Annotated in this window: 21 protein-coding genes; 16 read left to right on the top strand and 5 right to left on the bottom strand. The window is 54.7% G+C overall.

Translation table 11 applies throughout. The features are described from left to right. Positions 1-16: 16 nt before the first annotated feature. Complete coding sequence (locus GA0071314_RS05085; RefSeq protein ID WP_074395640.1) at positions 17-937, bottom strand: LysR family transcriptional regulator; 921 nt, start codon at positions 935-937, stop codon at positions 17-19. A 492-nt stretch (positions 938-1,429) separates the two neighbouring features. On the opposite strand from GA0071314_RS05085, the gene GA0071314_RS05080 reads away from it, so the two are divergent. Then, entirely contained in the window at positions 1,430-3,142 is a 1,713-nt protein-coding gene (locus tag GA0071314_RS05080) for a peptidoglycan DD-metalloendopeptidase family protein (protein WP_074395639.1), read from the top strand. A gap of 74 nt (positions 3,143-3,216) precedes the next feature. Here GA0071314_RS05080 and GA0071314_RS05075 read toward each other — a convergent pair whose 3' ends face one another. Further along, complete coding sequence (locus GA0071314_RS05075; RefSeq protein ID WP_074395638.1) at positions 3,217-4,851, bottom strand: L,D-transpeptidase family protein; 1,635 nt, start codon at positions 4,849-4,851, stop codon at positions 3,217-3,219. Positions 4,852-4,970: 119 nt separating this feature from the next. Between GA0071314_RS05075 and GA0071314_RS05070 the strand changes: the two genes are divergently transcribed. From GA0071314_RS05070 to GA0071314_RS05040, 7 genes are all read left to right on the top strand, one after another. Continuing rightward, positions 4,971-5,690 (top strand): murein L,D-transpeptidase catalytic domain family protein, encoded by a 720-nt coding sequence (locus GA0071314_RS05070; RefSeq protein ID WP_074395637.1) that lies wholly within the window; start codon positions 4,971-4,973, stop codon positions 5,688-5,690. A gap of 271 nt (positions 5,691-5,961) precedes the next feature. Continuing rightward, positions 5,962-6,969 carry a patatin-like phospholipase family protein gene (locus GA0071314_RS05065; protein WP_074395636.1) on the top strand — a complete coding sequence of 336 codons (1,008 nt, stop codon included), beginning with the start codon at positions 5,962-5,964 and terminating at the stop codon, positions 6,967-6,969. 325 nt (positions 6,970-7,294) lie between these two features. Then, complete coding sequence (locus GA0071314_RS05060) at positions 7,295-8,647, top strand: NarK family nitrate/nitrite MFS transporter (protein WP_074395635.1); 1,353 nt, start codon at positions 7,295-7,297, stop codon at positions 8,645-8,647. Positions 8,648-8,713: 66 nt separating this feature from the next. Then, a complete protein-coding gene (locus GA0071314_RS05055) occupies positions 8,714-9,976 on the top strand; it encodes a nitrate regulatory protein (protein WP_074395634.1) in 1,263 nt (420 codons plus the stop codon). Between the two features lie 99 nt (positions 9,977-10,075). Beyond that, complete coding sequence (locus GA0071314_RS05050) at positions 10,076-10,762, top strand: SDR family oxidoreductase (RefSeq protein WP_074395633.1); 687 nt, start codon at positions 10,076-10,078, stop codon at positions 10,760-10,762. A gap of 141 nt (positions 10,763-10,903) precedes the next feature. Beyond that, on the top strand, positions 10,904-11,896 hold the full coding sequence (locus GA0071314_RS05045; protein WP_074395627.1) for an LLM class flavin-dependent oxidoreductase: 993 nt from the start codon (positions 10,904-10,906) through the stop codon (positions 11,894-11,896). A gap of 81 nt (positions 11,897-11,977) precedes the next feature. Continuing rightward, positions 11,978-12,472 carry a GNAT family N-acetyltransferase gene (locus GA0071314_RS05040; protein ID WP_074395623.1) on the top strand — a complete coding sequence of 165 codons (495 nt, stop codon included), beginning with the start codon at positions 11,978-11,980 and terminating at the stop codon, positions 12,470-12,472. 68 nt (positions 12,473-12,540) lie between these two features. Here the strand turns inward: GA0071314_RS05040 and GA0071314_RS05035 are convergent, their stop codons facing one another. Both GA0071314_RS05035 and GA0071314_RS05030 read right to left on the bottom strand, forming a co-directional pair. Continuing rightward, positions 12,541-13,104: a DUF1415 domain-containing protein gene (locus GA0071314_RS05035; RefSeq protein WP_074395619.1), complete on the bottom strand. Its 564-nt coding sequence runs from the start codon at positions 13,102-13,104 to the stop codon at positions 12,541-12,543. Between the two features lie 51 nt (positions 13,105-13,155). After that, entirely contained in the window at positions 13,156-13,824 is a 669-nt protein-coding gene (locus tag GA0071314_RS05030) for a GntR family transcriptional regulator (protein WP_074395616.1), read from the bottom strand. A 165-nt stretch (positions 13,825-13,989) separates the two neighbouring features. On the opposite strand from GA0071314_RS05030, the gene GA0071314_RS05025 reads away from it, so the two are divergent. The 8 genes from GA0071314_RS05025 to GA0071314_RS04990 all read left to right on the top strand — a co-directional run bounded on the left by GA0071314_RS05025 (position 13,990) and on the right by GA0071314_RS04990 (position 22,430). After that, entirely contained in the window at positions 13,990-14,547 is a 558-nt protein-coding gene (locus tag GA0071314_RS05025) for a chromate transporter (protein WP_074395613.1), read from the top strand. Beyond that, the gene (locus GA0071314_RS05020; RefSeq protein WP_074395611.1) at positions 14,544-15,074 is read left to right on the top strand and encodes a chromate transporter; all 531 of its coding nucleotides are present in this window, start codon (positions 14,544-14,546) and stop codon (positions 15,072-15,074) included. Before GA0071314_RS05025 ends, GA0071314_RS05020 begins: the two co-directional genes overlap by 4 nt. A 117-nt stretch (positions 15,075-15,191) precedes the next feature. Beyond that, positions 15,192-16,172, top strand: a complete 981-nt coding sequence (locus GA0071314_RS05015; protein ID WP_231896515.1) for a Bug family tripartite tricarboxylate transporter substrate binding protein — start codon at positions 15,192-15,194, stop codon at positions 16,170-16,172. A 53-nt stretch (positions 16,173-16,225) separates the two neighbouring features. Beyond that, the gene (locus GA0071314_RS05010; protein WP_074395608.1) at positions 16,226-16,696 is read left to right on the top strand and encodes a tripartite tricarboxylate transporter TctB family protein; all 471 of its coding nucleotides are present in this window, start codon (positions 16,226-16,228) and stop codon (positions 16,694-16,696) included. A 15-nt stretch (positions 16,697-16,711) separates the two neighbouring features. Then, entirely contained in the window at positions 16,712-18,226 is a 1,515-nt protein-coding gene (locus GA0071314_RS05005; RefSeq protein WP_074395604.1) for a tripartite tricarboxylate transporter permease, read from the top strand. Between the two features lie 19 nt (positions 18,227-18,245). Then, complete coding sequence (locus tag GA0071314_RS05000) at positions 18,246-19,853, top strand: gamma-glutamyltransferase family protein (protein WP_074395602.1); 1,608 nt, start codon at positions 18,246-18,248, stop codon at positions 19,851-19,853. Between the two features lie 168 nt (positions 19,854-20,021). Beyond that, a complete protein-coding gene (locus GA0071314_RS04995; RefSeq protein ID WP_074398436.1) occupies positions 20,022-21,875 on the top strand; it encodes an ABC transporter ATP-binding protein in 1,854 nt (617 codons plus the stop codon). 306 nt (positions 21,876-22,181) lie between these two features. Further along, a complete protein-coding gene (locus tag GA0071314_RS04990) occupies positions 22,182-22,430 on the top strand; it encodes a hypothetical protein (RefSeq protein ID WP_074395599.1) in 249 nt (82 codons plus the stop codon). A gap of 107 nt (positions 22,431-22,537) precedes the next feature. Here GA0071314_RS04990 and arfA read toward each other — a convergent pair whose 3' ends face one another. After that, a complete protein-coding gene (gene arfA / locus GA0071314_RS04985; protein ID WP_074395598.1) occupies positions 22,538-22,705 on the bottom strand; it encodes an alternative ribosome rescue factor ArfA in 168 nt (55 codons plus the stop codon). Between the last annotated feature and the right edge of the window lie 5 nt (positions 22,706-22,710).

Below are 22,710 nucleotides of genomic sequence, written 5' to 3'. Positions count from 1 at the left end.
GACTCAAGCGGATGTTTTAGCGCTTTTCATTCGACACAGTCGAATCCTCCGGGACGCACTCAGCAACGGCTTGGCGAAGCGCAGCGGCCATGGCATGGGCCGCTGGCCCCGCGCGATCCTGGTCTCGAAAAATCAGTTGAATAGGCACTTCCCGAATACTGCCCGCAGCGAGCGGTAGTGGCTTAAGCTGCCCTTCACGCAATTCTTCTTCAATCCGCGTTTCCGGCATCCAGGCAAACCCCAGGCCGCGTTTGAGCATATCGAGCGATGTATTAAGGTGGCTCACCGTCCAACGCTGCTCGGCTTTAAGCCAGCCCGCATTGGTGGACTGGCGAAGTGCAGAATCGCGCACCACTAGTTGACGATGCTGAGCCAGATCGCGTAAATCCAACGACCGTCCTAAACGATGAAGCACATGGTCAGGATGGGCGACCGCTACAAATCTCACCATTACCAGCGGTTCGCCAAGAAACCCCTGAGCCTCGATACCCGATATCACCATATCGGCGCGGCCATCGTAGAGCATCTCAATGCCGCCATTTAATACGCTTTCAAAAAGCTGTACGCGTACCTGAGGATAGGTTTCAGAAAACCGTTCCAGTGCTTTCGCCTGAGCGGCGGCGGGAAAGACCTGATCGATAGCAAGCACCACCTCCGCTTCTAGCCCAGCCGCCAGTCGAGAGGCCACATCCTCTAGTGACTCAGCGCTTTCAATTAGCTGCCGAGCTCGACGCAGCAACAACTCCCCCGCTTCAGTTAAGCGGACTTGACGGCCCACAGGCTCCAACACCTGAACCCCAAGTTGCTCTTCTAATTTATGTACCGCATGGTTTAGCGTTGACGGGCTTTTATGTACGGCCTCGGCGGCCCGAGCAAACCCTCCATGGTCAACCACGGCGGCGAGCATCTGCCACTGTGCAAGTGTTACCCGAGACATTTCGATTTCCTCGACGCAAAACAGCGAAACAATCGGCTCAACTTTCGAAAAAACACCCCTAGCATGCCAGTAAATGGCATTGATTACCGTACCCCGAACGAACTATTCTGTCTGGTAATCTTCTCTGGTTATACCTAGCCTCCTTGTAAGCACCCACACGGCATCGTTTACACTAGGCAGTGTTAGACACGACTTATATAAGCGCTTTACAAAACTCAAACTGCGTCTATATTTCAGTAACCAAACACATGGAAGTGCACATGGCCTTCGGGTCAGCACTAAGCTCTACAAGGATGACTATCGCCTACCGTTACATTTATTAGCAAACAGCGTTCAAAAATAGTAAGGTCTGCATTGTTCTTGCGTATTCAGGCGTAAGTTCCCTTTATGTATGGATATACAGTCTATGCACCCCTGCTATGATGGGGTATTGTCTATGGGTTTATTCGCTTTAGTTACTTTATAATCACGAACTCGGCGGTCTATTTTCCCATGTTGCGAATCCTTCATTCGCTGCCCCGCACGCATAAATTGTTATTGTTACCGGTAGCCACTATGGTTACGGTGCTGGGCACACAAAAATTATTAACGACGTACCACGACCTGAACCAACCCGACGCTCCAATGGAGAGCGTTCTGGTCCCCCTTCCAAGCGATTCTACTCCCGGCGTCCCCTCTTTACACAAAGAACGCACGCCCGTTACTGACGCTATCGACCGCGCCTCCCGCGCGTTGGACGCGACCCGCGAGAACATCCCACTTAGCGATTTGAAGGCGACCGAAATTGTCGACCTGGGTGTTATCGAGGGCGCAGAAGCTGATATTGATGCCCAAACAGCGAACGTGCTAACGCCCGCCTCTGAAGTGCTGAATGCAGCATCAAGCACGGGCTTAAATGACGGTGCATTGCACATGGCCATTGTAGTTGGCACTTTGACCAACGGTATGCTGGACGTGGACGGCACCTCGGCCTCCCAGGTTGCCGAGGCCTCTTCAGACGAATCAGACGCAACGTCCTATGAAGATTACGGTGCTGACCTTTTCGGTGATGTGTCCTTTCTTGACTTAGAGCTCGCGGCTGAAGACTCATATGTGCCTGAGTGGGAAACCCACATCGTCGAATCCGGTGAGACATTTGCTATTCTGGCGCAAGACCAATTAGGGCTGGGTTACAGAGAAGTCCTCAGGCTACTGGATAACGTGCCGGACCCTGAAATGCTGACTCACTGGCGTGCCGGTCACAGCTTTGACTATCAGCTAGACGAAGAGGGTCGTTTACTGTCGCTACGCATGATGAAAAACACCCGAGAGGGTGTGCTGGTAGAGCGCGAAGAGGACGAGTACGCGATTACCGGCATTGAGCGTAAAGGCGAGCCCGTTCAACGCATTTACGCTGGTACTGTCAGCGGTAGTTTTGCCCGCTCTGCCCAGTCAACGGGTCTTAATAGCGGAGCTGTCACGGAATTGACGCGCCTGCTGGAGAAAAAACTCGATTTTCGCCGCGACAGCCGTCGCGGCGATCATTTTCAGGTACTGGTCGAGTCCGACATGATTGAAGGCGAAACGCTTGACTCGCGCGTGCTAGCGGTTAAATACCAGGGCGAACGCATGGATTTGACAGTGGTCCGCAACGCCAAAGATGATAACTTTTATACCCCGGAAGGCGGCAGCTTAGACCCCGCGTTCGCACGCCGCCCCTTCGAAGGCAATTACCGCTTAAGCTCAAACTTCAACCCACAGCGCAAGCACCCCGTCACCGGACGAACAAGTCCTCATAACGGTACCGACTTTGCCATGCCAATTGGCACGCCTATCACGGCCCCAGCCACTGGCCGCGTTGAACGCATCGGTAACCACCATGCTGCCGGGCGCTACATCGAAATTCGTCACGACAACGGCTACCGCACTCGCTACCTGCACCTGTCCGAACCCTTGGTTAGCCAAGGCGAGCGAATCGAAATGGGTGAGCGCATTGCACTATCGGGCAACACCGGCCGCAGTACCGGCCCCCACCTCCATTACGAAGTCATCGTTGACAACTCACCGGTTAATGCGATGACCGTTGATCTGCCCGAAAACACTAGCTTAGACGGCGACACTTTAGTGGCCTTCCAACGCCAGGCAGAGCCGATGATAGCCGCTCTGGATAGCGAAGAAACAGGCACCATCAGCTTGGTTGATAATGCGCCGGAAAACGACGAATAAGCAGCTAGCTCATTGCCAAAAAGCGCCACTGTGTGGCGCTTTTTTATTTTATGGTCCAACCCCTCCTATGCCGTTTATCCCGATAGCCGCAAGGGCTGGCTAAGCGCCGATTGCACATCCGCATCGTGTCCGTAAATATCCGGCCGGAACTCAACCTCGCCTTCAGCGTTAGGCCAGGCCGTTAAATAGTGCAGCGCAATTGGCACGCGTTGAGGTAACGACACCTGTCGATCATTTTGGCTTCCAGCCATTAATCGCGTTATCTGTGCTGAACTGCCGGTATCCTGAAGTAGCAACTGGGCAAACTGGGTGACACCCTCCACCCTGACACACCCTGAACTCAACGCACGTTGAGACCGTTGAAAAAGCCCTTGAGCAGGCGTGTCATGCAGGTAAATCATATGGTTATTCGGGAAGCGCACAACAACACGACCTAACGGGTTCGCGTTACCAGCCACCTGGCGCAGCATGACACTTCCAGGGCGCTGCCAATCGACATCCTCCGCCTCCACAGGGTTACCGTCAAAATCAATCACCTGGATGTTTTCCTCGTCTAGATAATTAACATCCTCACGCACACGGGGCAGCACATCTTCGCGCAAGATGGTGGGCGGAATAGTCCAACTCGGATTTAAGGTTAAATGGGTAATCGCTGACTGGATCACCGGTGTTGCGCGCCGGGGCGACCCCACTACCACCCGCGTCTGCCAGCGTTCCCCGTTAGGACGAGTGTAATGTAATCGGTAGCCGGCCAAGTCTACCCATACGCCAGGGGCATCATCCGGCCGCCCCCCCATCCACCGGGCACGTTCAAGATTTACCTTGAGTTGCTCAACACGTGATGAAAGCGGAACGTTAAGCGCGCGGCGCGTTTGCTCACCTACCACACCATCCTCCTGGAGCAGATGGCGCCGCTGAAAACGTTTAACGGCGGCGGCAAGTGAAGCATCGAACTGGCGCTGATCAGGGGCTTCGGCGTCTATTTGGGGATAAGCTTGAGAATTGGCGGCTAACAACTGCGGCTCGCCCCAGCGCGTTAACCGCCGCCGAAGCGTCAGTACATCATCATGTTGATCACCAAGCTGCAGCGACTCGTCGCGACGGTCCAGATAAGGAACGCTCGACTGCGAGGCACGCGACTGGAAGTCGGCAAAAGCAGCTCTTAACTGCCGGTACGCCGACGAGTCTGGCCGCGCCTGATCAAGCGCGGCCGCAATATCCAACTGATTCACGGCCTCCATAACCCGCGCCATGGAATAGCCACGCGACGGGCGTTCAGCATCCCACTGAGCAGCTAGCTTGCGAGGGTTCACCTGACCGCGGTTTAAATGATCCAGCGCTTGCAATAGTGCTTGGCTAGCCTGCAATTCAAACGCAGCCTGGGCAGATACGCCCGCTGACTGGCTACGTTCAAACGCTTCCATTAGCGATGCTACCGCGTAGTTGTCAGGGTTTATGCCATCTCGCTCAAGCTCGCGGAGCCCTGCCATAAGCGCTTTTACGCTCTGCGCAGTGGTCCACACTGGTTGATGGTCGCGATATTCATAGAAACGCTCGACCGGCAGCCGCTGGTCACTCGCTGCCAAACGCGCCTGAAGCGCCTCTTGCAACGGTAGTGATGTGTCTGCCCCACTGCTGCCGACCACGCCTACGCTCAGGCAAAGCGCCACCCCTATCGCCCATCGTCTTAATGGCTGCCGCTCGTCCATTGACCTCTCCTTGCGTTACTATGGTCGTCCCGATAATACTGTGTTTTCTTGTTATCATAGCCGGTTAGCGACTGCCTCACCGTTTTCTACTCGCTTTCTACTTTGCAGGATGGACTTAAATGGTGCCATTTTTTTCGTTTCGTGCCTGGCTTATTTGTCTGCCTGCCACGCTTTTCACATTTCCACTCCACGCCGCCACCTTTTTCAGCCAAGTTGATGCCGCCCCACCTAACGGCGTGATGCCGTTACACCACCAACTGCTGCAACTTGCCCCAAGCGCCAGCCCAGAGGCCCTGCGCCTTGCCGCTCAAGCGCTTAGCTGTCGCGACCCTAACGCCGAGCGCTTAGCGGTGATCGATTACTCGCTACCGTCAACCGAGCCCCGTCTATGGGTGTTTGACCTGTCCCAGCACGAACTGATGTTTCAAGAGCTGGTATCCCACGGGCAAGGTTCTGGGGACGCAGAGGCGGAAACGTTTTCCAATATCCCCAACAGCCACCAATCGAGCATTGGATTGTTTAAAACGATGAATAGCTACTACGGACGCAACGGCTATTCACTGCGCCTTGAAGGCTTAGAAGCCAACGTTAATGATAACGCCTTTGAACGGGCCATCGTGATTCACGGCGCCGACTACGTCAGTGAAGCCTTTATTGATCAAACTGGCCGGCTGGGTCGCAGCCATGGTTGCCCAGCGGTTCGCGAAGAAGTGACCTATCCCTTGATTGACAGCCTGAAAGGCGATCACTACGTCTTTGCCTATTACCCTGACCAGGAATGGTTGGCCACCTCCCAGGTCATTAACTGCCCTAACACGCCTTCGCTCGCCCAACGCTAAATAAAAGCTTGAACGTCTAAAACCTAGCACACCCACTCTTCAAGACTGGGTGCAGCCCTATATATTTGTATTAAAAATAGATGCTTATTGAACAATACCAATATAAAGGTAGCTTTTATTTTATATGGGCGCACACCGTCTCACTTTGCCAGATACGCTAAGAGGCTTAAGGGCTAAATAGCTTGCTTGGTAACGGTTAATTGCTGCGATGTGCCATGCTGGTAGCCGCTTAGCAATTTCTTTTACTGCCAACCACACGGGGGGCAAGCCGATGGCTCAACCCAAATCGTTAGACTTAGCATTACAGGGCGGAGGTTCTCACGGGGCTTTTACATGGGGCGTCATTGACCGCTTACTGGCGGACTCACGGGTCGAGATAGAGGGCATCAGCGGCACTAGCGCTGGCGCGATGAACGGTGTGGTCATGGCCGACGCGCTTACGCGGGGCGACAAAGAAACCGCCCGAGAGGCGTTGCACGATTTCTGGCAAGCCGTTAGCCGTGCGGGCATGGCAAGTCCTATTCGACGTTCACCGCTGGATAAGTTGACAGGCAACTGGAGCCTGGAGCATTCACCTGGCTATATTGCCATGGACCTTATGAGCCGCCTGGTCTCGCCATATCAATTCAATCCACTTAATGTGAATCCGCTGCGCGAAATTGTCGCCGAGCGAATCGACTTTGAGCGGGTGCGCCGATGCGAGCAGCTTAAGCTCTTCGTGACCGCCACTAACGTACGTACTGGCAAGCAGCGGGTGTTTCGTCGGCAAGAGATGAGCCTTGAGGCCGTCATGGCCTCCGCCTGCCTACCGTTTGTTTTCCAGGCCGTTGAAATTAACGGAGAGGCCTATTGGGATGGTGGCTATATGGGCAATCCGGCACTGTTTCCACTGATGGAGGAATGTAACGCGCGGGATATATTGCTTGTCCAGATCAACCCCATTCGACGCGATACCATTCCCACCACAGCGTCGAGCATTATGAATCGACTCAACGAAATCACCTTCAATTCAGCGCTAATTAAAGAAGTGCGCATGATCGCTATGCTTAAGCAGGTGCTTGATGCCCAAGGTATCGAGAATTGCTATCAGCAGGCATTGTTTCACCGCATCAGCGGCGAAGGCGCATTACAGAAGCTCTCCGTATCCAGCAAGCTTAACGCCGAGTGGCCTTTTCTGTGCCACCTATTTGAGCAAGGCCGCGCAGCCGCAGACCACTGGCTGGAGGAAAATATTGGCGCGCTAGGGAAGCGCTCCACGCTGGATATCGACGATGTCTAGTTAGACGACAACTCGGCGCCTTCTTCGGCACCAATATAAGTCATTGCGGGTTAAACAATGCCCAACAATGCAGCATATGCGTTGTAAAAAAGCTTACGCCCATCTTTTTGTTAAAGATAAATGACTGATAAAAATAATAAATTTATTTAGTGGCAAAAAATTTGCTTCGTTCTAACCAGTGGTGGTAGGCGTGGACCAGGCCCAACCGGGTACGAGTGCGTCGAACCTGACCTTCAATGGCGAAGGCATGTTCTCGTTAACCAATGACGCTGTGCAATTGATGCGCAGGGTATTGAACTCGTAACAAGACCCGTGAGGCCATCCCATGGATATTCGCAATAAAGCCAACCGCATTCGGTTGCTCAATTTCTCTACGCCGCAAATGCGCGCGTTTCACTTTTCCTGGTTTGCTTTCCACCTGTGCTTTTTTGGCTGGTTTGGTATCGCCCCGCTCATGGCAGTGGTGCGCGAAGATTTAGCGCTTACTCAGACGCAAATCGGCAACACCATCATCGCTTCGGTCGCGATCACCGTGATTGTACGTTTGGTAATTGGCGTACTGTGTGACCGTTTAGGGCCGCGTAAAACCTATTCAGGCTTACTCTTGCTTGGCTCAATTCCAGTGATGGGCATTGGCCTGGCCGATAGCTTTGAAAGCTTTCTCATCGCGCGTTTGGCTATCGGCGCCATCGGTGCGTCGTTCGTGATCACCCAATACCACACTTCTATCATGTTTGCGCCCAACGTGGTTGGCACGGCTAACGCCACCAGTGCTGGTTGGGGCAACCTAGGCGGCGGCACCACCCAGATCGTTATGCCGTTGATTTTTTCCGGCATGTTAATGTTGGGTGTTAACGAAGCGCTAGGCTGGCGTTTGGCCATGGTCGTGCCGGGCGTAGTGCTATTCTTCACCGGTATTGCCTATTGGCTATTTACCCAGGATGCTCCAAACGGCAATTTTGACGAGCTTCGCGCTCGAGGTGAACTCCCGCCTGCCAGCGGCGAGCATGGCGCACTGCAATGCTTTACCGCAGCGGCGAAAGATATCCGGGTTTGGGCGTTGTTTGTGGTGTATGGCCTTTGTTTTGGCGTAGAACTGACGATCAACAATATCGCCGCCATCTACTTTTTTGATAATTTTGAGCTGACACTGGCCACCGCCGGTATGATTGCCGGATTGTTTGGTTTGATGAATATTTTTGCACGCACTCTGGGTGGCATATTTTCCGACTTATTTGCCAAACAAGGCGGGCTAAAGGGTCGCGTACGCTGGTTGTTTATTGCGCTGATTTGCGAAGGCATCGCGTTGTTAGCTTTCTCACAGATGCATATCCTGAGCTGGGCGATTGGGATCATGCTGGTCTTTAGCCTGTTTGTGCAGATGGCTGAAGGCGCTACCTATGGCGTGGTCCCCTTCATCAATAAAAAGGCTCTCGGGGCGGTCGCTGGCATCGTCGGTGCGGGGGGTAACGTGGGGGCGGTATCCGCTGCATTCTTGTTTCGTAGTGAAAGCTTGACCTATCAACAAGGCCTCTTTTATCTGGGCTTGGCCGTACTGGCGTTGGCCTCATGTGTCTTGCTGGTACGGTTCAGCGATGCACAAGAAGCCGAAGAGGCAGCCGCCTACCAGGATGCGGTGGGCGACGACACCGGGGCCGGTGCCCTATCGTTACGCTAAAGCGCCTACTGCGCACTTTCTCTGAAAGTGCGCAGCTAATGGCGGTGAGCACAAAGGAATCGCATTATGTCTTCAGCTCAACAGCTACTGTTAACCGCCAAACGCTGCGATATCGATAACCTGACCCACCTTGCGACAACGTGTGAAATTGTCGGCGACATCAGCCACTTTATTCATATGTTGCAACGTGAACGGGGGGCATCGACTATTTTTTTAGTCTCTCATGGCGCCCGTTTTAAGGAACGCCGCGCCACTTACCGGCAGCATAGCCAGGACGCTGAAGCGATGATGCGACGTCGCCTGGAAGCGTTAAGCCAGGAAGCCCGTCCCCAGGCTGCCGCACGCCTACTACGCCGGATTGCCACGGTATGGTCCGCCTTGGATGAGCTTAGCGCGCTGCGCCACGCCATCGATACGTTTGCGATAACCCCCGATGCGGCGACCCAGGCATTCAATCAACTGACCAGCGGCTTGCTGGCAATTGTCTTCGAAGCCGCCGATACGGCCGTTGACCCCGATATAACCCGCGCCCTGGTGGCCATTTTCCATCTAATGCAGGGCAAAGAATTAGCCGGCCAGGAACGCGCCTGTGGTGCCTTTGGCTTTACCCAAGGGTATTTTGACGATGCGCATAGTGCGCTGCTTAGTCAGTTAATCAACGATCAGCAACGTTGCTTTGATACCTTTGAGGAATTTGCCTCCTCGGAGGCACAGCAGCACTGGCAGCAGGAGTTGTCGCCACGCACGCTCTCGGGTATTGGCCATTTGCGGGATATTGCCTGCCAACGTACCACGCACCCTGAGACACCGGATTCGCTGGGTGAAACTTGGTACGAACTCACCACGTTGCGCATCGACAGCATTAAAAGCGTGGAGGATGCCCTCACCGCTCAGCTCACCGCACTGTGTCATTGTAAGATCCATCAAGCCAGCGCCGCACTGGAAAAAGCCAAAACGGAACCCTGCACTACTTCCCCAGCGCCTTGCGAGCAACTGCTAGCGTTGAGCAGCACGGAGCCCTTGGGTGACTTGACCGCCAGTGCGCTTAACTCACCATTGGGTCGGTCGCTCATTGAACTCACCCAGGCACAATCCAGCCGTTTGCAGGGCTTGAGCGACGAGCTGGAAAACACCCGTAAAGCGCTGCGCGAGCGCAAGCTAATTGAGCGGGCGAAAGGCCTTATCATGGCCCACCAAAACATGACAGAAGAAGAGGCTTACCGCTTTTTGCGCACCACTTCAATGAACCAGAGTAAAAGCATGGCCGACATGGCGCAGTCGATTCTTGACCTCTCCACCATGCTAAGACGCAAAGAAGTAGATCATTGACGCCCTGATCTTTTCGTTTGCAGGCTTATTATTTGCACAACCTCGCTCGATTAGCCATCCTAAATAAGCAGTTATGGTTAATCGCAAGGAGTGCAAACGATGCATAAAGGCGTACTACTTATCACGGGAGCTTCCAGTGGAATCGGTGCTGCTACGGCGCGAGCCGCTGCCAGAGACGGCTACAAGCTGGTCTTAGCTGCCCGCTCAACGGACAAACTCACCGCACTTGCCCAGGAGCTTGGGCCAGAAAATGTGCTGACCTGCGAACTAGACGTTACCCACATGGATGAACAGCACGCCATGGTCGACGAAGCGCTGGAAACCTTTGGCAGGATTGATGCCATGTTTGCCAACGCAGGATGTGGTGGCACGCCAGGTGGCTTTAGCGGCGCCGACCATGAACGCTGGAAAGACATGATTCTCACCAATGTATACGGCGTGGGCTTGACCCTCCAGGCGTGCCTTCCGGCGCTCAAGCGCAGCAAAGGTCACGTGCTGTTAACTGGCTCAGCCGCAGGCCGTGCGACCATTCCGGGCTCCATGTACAGCGCGACCAAATGGGCCGTCACAGGTATCGGCTATAACCTGCGTGAAGAGCTGCGCGGCACCGGCATGCGCGTCACGTTGATTGAACCTGGCATGGTCGACACCCCTTTCTTTGACGAACCCCCAGAGCATGCGCTGGAAGACCGCGATATCGCCAATGCGGTCATTTACGCGCTGTCACAGCCTGCCCATGTCGACGTCAACGAAATTCTGATTCGCCCTACTCCCCCAGTGGAATAACATGTTTCGTAGCTACTTCGCCTTGTAATTCATCGCTGCTGGCCGCATAACGGGTAATTAACAAGCGTGCTAATAATTAGCCGGCACGAAAACGCCGACTTGTTATTAGTCCGCCTCACATTCCGGCTCTACAGGTGATGCATGAGCGAACTAGCGTCTACCACGCTATCCGTATTGGACCTCGCCCCGATTCGTCAGGGCGGTAGCGCTGCTGAAACCTTCCAAGATAGCGTTTCCCTCGCCCAGTTAACCGAACAGTTGGGTTACCACCGCTATTGGCTGGCCGAGCACCACAACATTGAAGGCATCGCGAGTGCCGCGACAGCGGTGTTAATTGGCCATATCGCGGGGCAAACCTCTCGCATTCGCGTGGGTAGTGGCGGCATCATGTTACCCAACCATCCACCACTGGTGGTAGCCGAACAGTTTGGCACGCTGGAAACGCTCTACCCTGGGCGCATCGACCTGGGGCTTGGCCGTGCGCCCGGCTCAGATGGCGCGACGATGCAGGCGATGCGCCGCCATGCCCACGCTGGCGTTGACGATTTTCCGGCCCAGTTAAACGAGCTGCGTGGCTATCTGGCCGAGGCTTCACCTCACCAGCGGGTAAAAGCTGTCCCCGGCCAGGGCACCCACGTGCCGATTTGGCTGCTGGGCTCTAGTGGCTTTAGCGCACAGCTGGCCGCCAAGCTTGGTTTGCCCTTTGCCTTTGCCGCCCAGTTCGCCCCCGGCTACTTGTTTGAGGCGTTGCGCTTGTACCGTGATAACTTCCAGCCCTCCGCCCACCTGGATGCTCCTTATGCCACCGTGGGGCTGCCGGTAATCGCAGCAGAAAGCGATGCCATGGCGGAATATCTGGCGACCACGGCTCAGCAGAAGTTTCTCAATCTGATACGCGGCAAACCCACGGTATCGCTGCCGCCGGTGGAGCAGTTGGACTGGACGCCCATGGAGCGCGCTCAGGTAGAGCAATTCTTAGGCGCGGCGATTATCGGCGGCCCCGATACCGTCAAGGCTCAGTTAAAGGATTTCCAAGCGCGTACGGGAGCCAACGAATTGATGATCAACAGCGATTTCTATGACCACCAAGACCGGCTAAGAAGCTATCAGATTGTGGCTGAAGCAGCTCGATAACAGCACGCCATTGCCGCTCGTTTTTGCCCAACGGCTGCCCATGGCAGCCGAGCCAACCCGAATCACCAGGTAAACAGGACGATGTCTACGCTCACCTTCACCCCGATGACATACGATGACTTCATGACATTTTGGCCAACTTTTCAAGGCATTGTCGCGGCTCAGGAAACCTACGCCATAGAGCCGAATATAAGCGCCGAAGATGCCTACCAGCTATGGTGTAAAACGCCCCGCGCTACGCTTTCGGTCAAAGATGAAACGGGGACGATACTCGGCACCTACTACCTAAAGGCGAATGCTGCAGGGCCAGGTAATCATGTGTGTAACTGCGGCTATATGGTGGCCACCGCGGCTCGCGGGAAAGGCGTGGCCCGGGCCATGTGTGAACACTCACAGCAGCTAGCGCAAAAGCTTGGATTCAGCGCCATGCAGTTCAACGCGGTGGTCAGTACCAATCAGGTGGCAATAGCGCTTTGGCAGCGTTTGGGCTTTGCCATTGTGGGTACGGTGCCTAACGCCTACCGTCACGCCCAACTTGGCAAGGTCGATACCCACGTCATGTATAAAGCCCTTTAAGCATCTATCATTAAACTCATCCGCATCAAGCGCAGCCACCCTCAAGATAATCACCAACGAGTGATTCATCAATCTTGATCGTCGACGCGGCAGCTGCGTTGCCAACATTGTTCCACGGCCTCGGTACCCATGCCATTCAGCAGCGCCACGTTGCGCTCGGGAATCGCCGCCGTATCGCCATAGTAATCAATCGCCTTTTCGACGCTCTCTTCACGCAGCAAATGCACCATGGCATAAGGTGAACGGTTGGTATAGTTAGCAGCATCGTCAGCATCAGCGTCTTCAAAACAGTAATCCGGATGAAACGATGCAAGCTGGTAGATCCCTTCATATCCCTGGTCAATCAGGATGCTTTCGGCGAGCTCAATAAAATCAAGATAGTGATCGAAGCTTTTAAATAGCGTGGGAAACACCAGCAGCGTGGTTTCTGTTTCCGGGTGCTCGTCTAACCAGTGCACCTCAACCATCAACTCTTCCAGCGCTACTTCAATTTTTTTAGAACGCACCACTTCAACGCGTACCGCATCGCACGCCAACTCTCGGCGTGCAAACGGGCATATATCATGTGCCACAATAAAGTGATTCACCCAGTTCAACGTCCGCGCGATGACCGTGTTATCTGCGTCTTGCATGCCTGCTCTCCATCCTACTCGGTTGTCGCGCCCTAGTTTACACACGCCCGCCTAGGCATGTTCCTGATAGCGCTTGAGCGCCACCTGATAGGATTTGTGAATATGGTCGTCCATTAGCGCCCGAGCGGCTTTGCTGTCGCGCTGCAAGGCAAGCTCCACCAGCTCGTGGTGCTGATCATCGAGCGTTTGTCTTACGGTGGGCATCTTCGGGCCTAAGCGACGGTAGCGGTCAAACTGGTCGTGTAATTGTTCGATGAAGCGCAGCAACCAAACCGAGCCACAGGGGGCCACGAGCGCGCGGTGAAACTGGCTGTGCAAGATTTCCCATTCCTCACCTTTATCCAGCGACAAGTCCGCTCGTTTGAGACGATGGGCAGCCGCCAGCAACTCGGCTTCCCATACTGCATCTCCATGCTGAATGGCGCGCTCAAAGGCCATGCCTTCGAGTTCTAAGCGCATATTGGCGATGTCATCCAACTCATTTCTCGATAACGTCGGCACGCGAAAACCACGCTGGTTCTCCTGAATCAACAACCCGTAGGCAGCCAGCTTGTTCAACGCCTCGCGCAACGGGCTTAACCCGACGTTGTAATGCTCTTTAAGCGTGTTGATCGCCAATTTCTCGCCCGCGGTAAAACGTCCGCCGACTAAATCACGGCGTAGCGTCTCATAAATGCGACTGGAAGCCGTGCTGATGACCGGTTGGAGATGATGATTCATAAAAGGTCCTTTTTGGTGTTAGCGAGCGCGTCTTACGCGGGAGAAGTTGACGCCTTTGGAAATACTCGCCTATAGTCTATTTTATACAAGATAATCGATTTTTTAACAGACAAACGATAAAGGCCTCCGCATGCTGCGTTTACATTGGCGATGGAAACCGTCCACATGAACCTACCTCCTTTATTTTGGGCATTTTTTCGCATTGGCATTTTAGGCTTTGGTGGCGGCCCGGCGATGATTCCGCTCGTTCATGCTGAGGTGGTTAGCCGGCATCGCTGGTTAAACGATGAAGAATTTGCCGATGTGTTAGCCATCGGCAATACCCTCCCCGGCCCCATTGCCACCAAGCTGCCTGGTTACGTAGGTTACCGCGTTGGTGGCGTGTCTGGCTGTGTGACCGCCCTGGTAGCCATTATTTTGCCCATGGTTGTCGCCATGATTGCCATGTTAGGCATTTTCAGTCATTACCGCGATGTTGCCTGGATTCGCGGCATGGGTCAGGCAGTGGTACCTGTGGTTATGGTAATGATGGCGCAGTTGACCTGGGATTTCTTTATAAAATCGCGAGCATCTTTAGGTTGGCTCGCCAGCGTCATTATGGCCATGTTGGCGGGCGGGCTCATTTATTGGCTAGGCGTGCACCCTGGCTGGGTAATCGGGGCCATCCTGATCACTGCCTTGCTGCGTCCATCGCGTGAAAAACCCATTAAGGGGTCAGCATGATTTATTGGGACCTCTTTTTGGCGTTTTTTATTCCTAACATTATCGGCTATGGCGGCGGGCCGGCGATCATTCCGCTGATTGAAGCCGAAGTGGTTGGCCGTTATGACTGGATGTCGGCACAAACTTTTGCCGAAACGCTAGCGTTAGGCAACGCGCTACCCAGCCCTATTGCTACCAAAATGGCCGGTTATATCGGCTACGAAGTGGCTGGATTTGGCGGAGCCTTCGTTGCCATAGCCGCCACGGTGATTCCTTCCCTACTGCTAATGCTCGGTGCCCTTGGCCTGCTGTACCGCCATCGCGAATCGCCACGGGTCAAACGCATGAGCCAATGGGTTCGCCCGGTCATCGCCATGATGATGGGGTGGCTAACGCTTGGTTTTTTGCTGGAAAGCATTAACACCAGCGGCACGGCACACACGCTGATCATTGGCGCAATAGCGGCACTTGCGTTGGTCAGATTCAATATCCACCCCGCCTACGTGGTATTGGGGGCACTTGCTTACGGAGGATTGCTTCTCGGCTAAAAAGTGGTATCCGCATATCTCAGAAAACAAAAACCCGGAAAGGATCACGCGCTCACCGTGCCGTCAAAGCTCCGACGGCCATCATCACACCAACCTTAACCATAAAGGTGTAACAAAATGACGCGTTCAAAATTTACTCTACGTTCGACCCTAACCGCCATCGGACTTGTGTCCAGCATGGCCGTTGCCACCACTTCTCACGCTGACTATCCAGAACAGGATGTCCGCATAATCATTCCTTACGGACCTGGCGGCGCCACGGACATCATTTTCCGCCTTATTTCCCAGGAAGCGGAAAAAACGCTGGGCGAGTCCATCGTCCCCGTCAACATGGCAGGCGCAGGGGCGACGCTTGGATCTCGTGACGTGAAAGATGCCGACCCAGATGGCTACACGGTGCTCGGCAGCCACGATACCATTGCTCTCTCAAAGCTTGCTGGCACCGTTGACTATTCCTACGACGCCTTTGAACCCGTTGCCCTACTGACACAGACCATCAATATTCCCACGGCTCACTCCGACCACCCTGTCCAGAGTGCTGACGAAATTGCCGATTACGTGAGCGAGAACCCAGGCGACGTTCGCTTTAGCATGATTCCCGGTTCGACCGATCACTTTTTCTGGGCGCAATTTTTCCAGGAAGCCGGCATTGATATGGATGACGTGAGGCTTGTCGGCTATCCAGACACTGGTGAACAAGTGTCTGCTTTAATGGCAGAGGAAGTCGACTTCGCCATGTTCAATCTGCCTTCTGGTGGTTCTTACTTTGAAGATGGCAGCTTCCGACCTTTAGGCATTGCCCACCCTGAGCGTCTTGAAAGCATGCCCGATGTCGAAACGCTGCGTGAACAGGGCATCGAAATGGATCACTCCACCAGCCGTGGCATTTTCGCACCGAAAGGAACACCGCAGGAAGTCATCGATACCATCGCCGAAGCCTACGGCGAAGCACTGGAAAATGAAGAAGTACAGAGCCGCATCGAAAATGAATTTGGTTCTGTGGTGCAGTTTCTTGCCGGTGAGGACTATCACGAATTCCTTGAAGACAACGAAGCCGCCCTTTCAGCCGCCGCTGAAAACATTGAATTCCAGAACTGATGACGTCCTCCCTGGCCCTAATTCAAGGCCAGGGAGGCCGGGAGGCTTCTATCATGCTAACCCTAACCAAAGACCGCGCCTTGGCGTTGGCGCTATTGCTTATTGTTGCGGTCATGTGGATCGCATCGGGTGATATCCGCCCACCTACCGCTTGGCAGCCTTATGGGTCAGCACTTTTTCCGCGTATTTTATTGGTCGTGATTGGGCTGTTGTCACTATTGATTTTAGTGCGTTCCCTATTGGTAAAAGTGCCTGAACAGGCGGGGCTGGGCACCCGCATCAACGAATGGTTTCAACGTCGACGTACCATACTTGCACTCTTTATACTGTTTGGACTTTATGCAGCACTCCTTCCGTTAGTGGGCTATATCGCTGCCACTATAGGCTTTCTTATCACCTCTTTTGCGCTACTCATGGGCATTGATACACGTCGCAAGTGGGTGATGAACCTCACGATCAGTTGCACCTTGGCTATCGCGATATTTGTGATTTTCCGCTATGGCCTGAATGTCTGGCTGCCCTAATCCGTGGAGTCAATAATGACGAACTTTTTTCTCCAAGCCCTCACTGAGGTGGGCTCACCATCGGTTTTGGGCCTCATACTTATCGGCGTGCTGTTCGGTATCATCGGCGGCAGCATTCCCGGCTTTACGGTCACCATGGCGATCCTGGTAGTGTTTCCGTTCACCTTTGCCATGGACCCCGTTAGCGGTGTGTCGTTGATGGTCGGGGTGTTTGTTGGGGGGTACTCTGGCGGGATCGTATCCGGCGTCATGCTCGGTATTCCCGGCACGCCTTCCTCTATCACCACCGTCTATGACGGCTACCCCATGGCGCAAAAAGGCGAGCCGGGCCGTGCCCTGGGTATCGGCGTAGCGTCTTCCTTTCTCGGCACCATCATCAGCGTGGCGGTACTGGTCTTTTTCGGACCGTTAATTGCCAGCTTCAGCATGAACTTTCGCCCCTGGGAAATCACCGCGCTGATTGTATTCGCGCTAACGCTGGTCGCGGGGCTATCCAATGGTGCGCTACTCAAAGGCCTGCTAGCCGCCGCCATAGGGCTATTGATCACCACCGTTGGCTATGATCGAAACAGCAACCTTCGCTTTGATTTTGGCCTACCTGCCTTGGGTTCAGGGTTTGAAATTCTACCGGTCATGATTGGTATTTTTGCTTTTTCTCAGTTACTTGGAAACATTGAAAAAATAAAAGATGAAGGTCACGACGCTAAAAAAGTCGACACCAATGTCACCATTCCCTACGGCCAAATTATCAAGGACATGGCGGGGCAAAAGCTAAATACCCTACGCTCTTCATTAATAGGCAGTTTAGTCGGTGCATTGCCAGGTACTGGCGGCACGGTGGCTAACTTTTTAAGCTACGACCAAGCCAAGAAGTTCTCTCGTCATCCGGAAGAATTTGGCACGGGTACGCCTAGCGGCATCGTTGCTTCGGAAGCGTCCAACAGCGCGGTGGCGGGCGGTGCCTTTGTCCCCACACTGGCACTCGGCATCCCTGGGGATCTTCCCATGGCGATCATGATGGGCGTACTGATTCTCCACGGCATTACGCCGGGGCCGATGATGTTTGAACAAAACCCGGTATTGGTGGGTGCCATTTACGCCAGCCTGCTGATTGGTGCGGTGGTCATGGTGCTATGTAACCTGCTACTGGTGCGCTGGTTCGCCAAGATATCGTTGATCCCCCAACAGATCCTCGTTCCCGTTGTGTTAATGCTGTGTGCCATTGGCGCTTATGCCCTGAATAACAACCTGTTTGATATTTGGGTGCTGTTTATTTTTGGCGTTATTGGCTACCTACTTTGGAAAGCCGAGGTGCCTCTTACACCGCTGATACTGGGCGTCGTACTTGGCGAAAACCTTGAGCGGCAGCTATTTCGTGCCCTGGAACTCAATGACAGCTGGCTAACATTCTTAACCCGCCCTCTCTCGGCTCTTTTCTTGGCACTGGCCATCGCCTCCATCCTGTTTTCTCTCTATCAGGATCGAAAGATACGGCGTTTAAAACAGGCGGCCCAACAAGAAAACGTTTGATCGTTAAAAGGACTCTGATATGCAACACGATGCACTCTACTACCCCAGCGCCTCGCGACGTATGGCAACGTTCGGTAAACGTGGCATGGTGGCGACCTCTCAGCCATTGGCGGCGCAGGTGGGTATCACTATTTTGCAACAAGGCGGTAATGCCATTGACGCCGCCATTGCCACAGCGGCAGCGTTGACGGTGGTCGAACCCACGTCCAACGGGATTGGCAGCGATGCCTTCGCCATTGTGTGGGTAAACGGTAAGCTGCATGGCCTGAATGCCAGTGGGCCTGCGCCTCAAGCGGCAACCATTGAAAAGCTCAAAGCACTAGGCCATGACGCGATACCCAACCACGGCATGTTGCCTGTCACGGTTCCCGGTGCTCCCGCTGCATGGGCGGCATTGTCTGAGCGCTTCGGCAAGCTGCCGTTTGCTGAGTTGTTAGCCCCGGCCATCGCCTTGGCCGATGAAGGCTTCCCCGTTTCTCCCGTCATCCATCAAATGTGGAAGGACGCCTTTACTAACTACTCCGCCTATGAAGACGCCTCCTTTAAACCCTGGTTCGACACCTTTGCACCCGAAGGGAGAGCGCCGCAGCCCGGTGAGCTTTGGCGGTCTGAAGGTCATGCAAAAAGCCTAAAAGCGATTGCTGACACCCACGCCAACGCGTTTTACAAAGGCGAACTGGCCGACGCCATTGATGCGTTTTCCCGCGAAAGTGGCGGCCTGTTACGCAAGGAAGATCTTGCGGCTTACCAGCCGGAGTGGGTCGATCCGATTAGCGTGAAATACAAAGGCCACGACATCTGGGAAATCCCTCCCAACGGCAGCGGCATGATCGTGCTGCAAGCGCTGGGTATGCTTGAGCGTCTGGGCGAAGCAGGATCGGACCCGGTCGAAACGCTCCACCGTCGTATTGAAGCCACCAAACTGGCTTACGTTGATGGCTTTGCGCACGTTACCGATCTGGATGCCATGCGCCCCACTGTTGATCAGATGCTGGACGATGATTACTTAAAATCGCGTGCCGCGTTGATCGGTGAACAGGCCGTTGACCCCAAGCACGGCAACCCGATCAAGGGTGGCACCGTGTATCTCGCGACGGCCGACAGCGACGGCAATATGGTGTCGCTGATTCAGAGCAACTTTAAAGGTTTTGGCTCTGGCATGGTGGTACCTGGGACCGGCATCAGCCTCCAAAACCGCGGCTGGTCGTTCTCACTCGACCCGCAGCACCCGAATGCACTCGCCCCAGGCAAGCGCACCTACCACACCATCATCCCGGGCTTTATTACCAAGGATAACCAGGCCGTTGGGCCCTTTGGTGTGATGGGCGGCTACATGCAGCCCCAAGGCCATGTGCAAGTGGTGACGGCAATGCTGGAGGATCAACTCAACCCTCAGGCGGCGCTTGATATGCCACGCTGGAAGTGGACCCAAGGCAAGACCATCGAAGTCGAAGCCGACTTCCCCAATCACTTAGCGCTTGCCCTGGCCCGGCGTGGCCACAACATCGTCAAGGTTGCCGATTCCATCAGCTTTGGCCGTGGCCAAATCATTCTGCGCGATGCTGGCACCGGCGTGCTCCAAGGCGGCACCGAGCCACGCACCGATGGGGCTGTTCTTCCCTGGTAATGTCTCCCCCCTAACACTGCCTCTCCGCCGTATTGCCGTTGCAGGCAATCGGCGGTTGGGTGGCTAATTCTCTGCTTATGGCGGGCTTTTGCTGGGTTGAACTGGCTATCCACGGTTAACCATCGCATCATGGCTCTCCGTGTCTGCCAGGTCATTGCCCGTTCTATTATGTCGCCACCCTCGTCCCCCGATGCTTCTTCGTCATCGCCGCTCAGCAGCTTTTTTGGTGTCTTCCGCTATAGCCGCCGGGCGCTCGGCCTGGTGTGGGAGACCTCGCGCTGGATGATGCTTGGCCTGGCGCTGTGTACGCTGGTGGCCGGGGTGCTGCCCGCCGTGGCGGCCTGGGTCGGCCAGTTGATCGTCGATGGCGTGGTCAATGCGATGGACACGCATCAAGCCGCCACCGACCCCAACCTGCTGGTGTCCATCACGCCGGTGCTCAAACTGGTGGCCTTCGAGGCGCTTATCATTGCGCTTATAGCGCTCGCCCAGCGAGGCCTGTCGGCCCAGCAGTCGTTGCTACGAGCGCTACTGGGGCAAAAGGTCAATGTGATGATCCTGGAGAAGGCAGGCCAGCTGTCGCTTAGCCAGTTCGAGGATTCCGAGCTCTATGACCAGCTAACCCGGGCGCGGCGCGAGGCCTCAACGCGCCCTCTCGCCCTGGTGAATAAAACCTTTGGGCTATTACAGAACGCGATCTCGCTGGGCAGCTTTGGGGTCTTACTGGTGCAGTTCTCTCCCTGGGCATTGCTGATTTTAGTGGCCGGTGCCCTGCCGGTGTTTATGTCGGAAGCCAAGTTTTCGGGGGATGGCTTTCGCTTGTTTCGCCGACGCTCGCCACAAAGCCGCATGCAAATTTATCTGGAAACCGTGCTCGCCCGGGAAGACAGCATAAAAGAGGTCAAGCTGTTTGGCCTGGAGAAGCTTTTCCTCAAGCGCTACCGCGATATTTTTACCCAACTGTTTGCCGAAGACCGTAGTCTGACGCTGCGCCGGGAAAGCTGGGGCTTTGTACTGGGGTTGCTTGGCACGCTCACCTTTTACGCGGCTTATGCCTGGGTGGTGATTGAAGCGATTACCGGCGCGCTGACCCTCGGCCAGATGACCATGTACCTGATGGTCTTCAAGCAGGGCCAGGCCGCGCTTTCCGCCAGCCTGACCGCGATCAGCGGCATGTACGAAGAAAACCTCTATCTGTCCAACCTTTATGAGTATCTGGAGCAGCCAGTCGAGACCGCTCCGGGCACTCTGACCCAGGGCGTAATGCCCGGCGACGGCCTGCGCTTTGAGAATGTCAGCTTCGCCTACCCTGGGAGTGCGCCGGTCTTACACGATATTTCCCTGCACTTGTCTCCTGGGCAGAGTTTGGCGCTGGTAGGTGAAAACGGCTCGGGTAAAACGACCTTGATCAAACTGTTGACGCGGCTCTATCACCCCACCGAAGGACGGATATTGCTCGACGGCAGCGATTTGCGCGACTGGAGCACCCAGGCGCTACGCGAACGTACCGGCGTTATTTTCCAGGACTTTGTGCGTTACCAGTTACAGGTGGGTGAAAATCTGGGCGTCGGCGACACCCATGCCTATGAGGATGAGCAGCGCTGGCAGCAAGCCGCTCGGCACGGCATGGCGGATGATTTCATCAGCGCCATGGCCAGCGGCTACCAGACACAGTTGGGTCGTTGGTTCAAGAACGGCCAGGAACTCTCCGGTGGCCAGTGGCAGAAAATCGCCCTTTCCCGCGCCTACATGCGCGAGAACGCCGACATCATCGTGCTGGATGAACCCACCGCCGCCATGGATGCCGCCGCGGAGGCCGCGGTCTTCGCCCGCTTCCGCGAGCACAGCCGCGACAAGATGGCGATTCTGATCTCCCACCGCTTCTCCACCGTGCGCAGCGCCGATCTCATTCTGGTGATCGATCAGGGCCACATCATCGAACGCGGCACCCACGAGGAATTGCTCGCGGCAGACGGCCGCTATGCGAAGCTGTTTCGACTTCAGGCGGCAGGTTACAAGTAGCTAACTAAATTTGACGCTCTCATGAGCATCAGTTATAAGATAAGAGTTGTCTTTTAAAGGCAGCTCTTATCTTTTGTTAACAAGACGTTCTCAGAGACCTCACATGCGCTGGCAAATCCCCGCGACACGAATGAATAAGCTACATCGCATTATGAATAATGCGGTATCAGCCTATTGTTGTCGCGCGCCAGCGATGTAGAGAGAGAAACTGGCCGCGGCAGGTGTCGCGGCCATGCGTTTTATCGTTACCTTTGATACTCCCTGATCGCGATGTTGCCCGGCCTCCTAACCCAGGAGACCGACCCCATGGCAGTAATAACGATTGCCCGCAAACTACTCAACGCCATCAAGCACTCGCGCACGCAGCGTCGTCTTTATGAAGACCTGCGTTTTCATGACCCCCACCTGTTGAAAGATATCGGCTTACGCTGGGAACAGGGTCAACTGGTATCCATTCATGGGGTAGAGGAAACAAGCCAGCGCAACCAGCGCCATCAGGCTGAAACCCGCGACGCCCACGAAAAATGTCCACACTGCGGGAGTAGACTGGCATAGCCAACGCCCCGGCCACAGGAAGTGGCCGGGGCGTCTTACTTGAGGGTGTAAAGGAATTAAAAGGAATGACGGAGATATAGCCAAATCGCCTAGCGTCAATGCATGGCTCAAGCGACTTGGCGATACCCCCTCAGGACCTTGTGGCTTTTAAGGGAATTGCGCCCTTTACGGGAGTAGCTGCCTTTGCCTTTTTTCGGCGTTTGCTGCTGCATTTTAAACATCGGCGTTCGCAGCTGTGCCTGCAGTGCATTATCGCGAATGGAATGTTTCTTCACCGTTA

The organism is Halomonas sp. HL-93 (assembly GCF_900086985.1).
Taxonomy (GTDB): Bacteria; Pseudomonadota; Gammaproteobacteria; order Pseudomonadales; family Halomonadaceae; genus Vreelandella.
The sequence above is the reverse complement of the archived record's forward strand: the minus strand, read 5'-3'. Positions and strand labels throughout refer to the sequence as shown.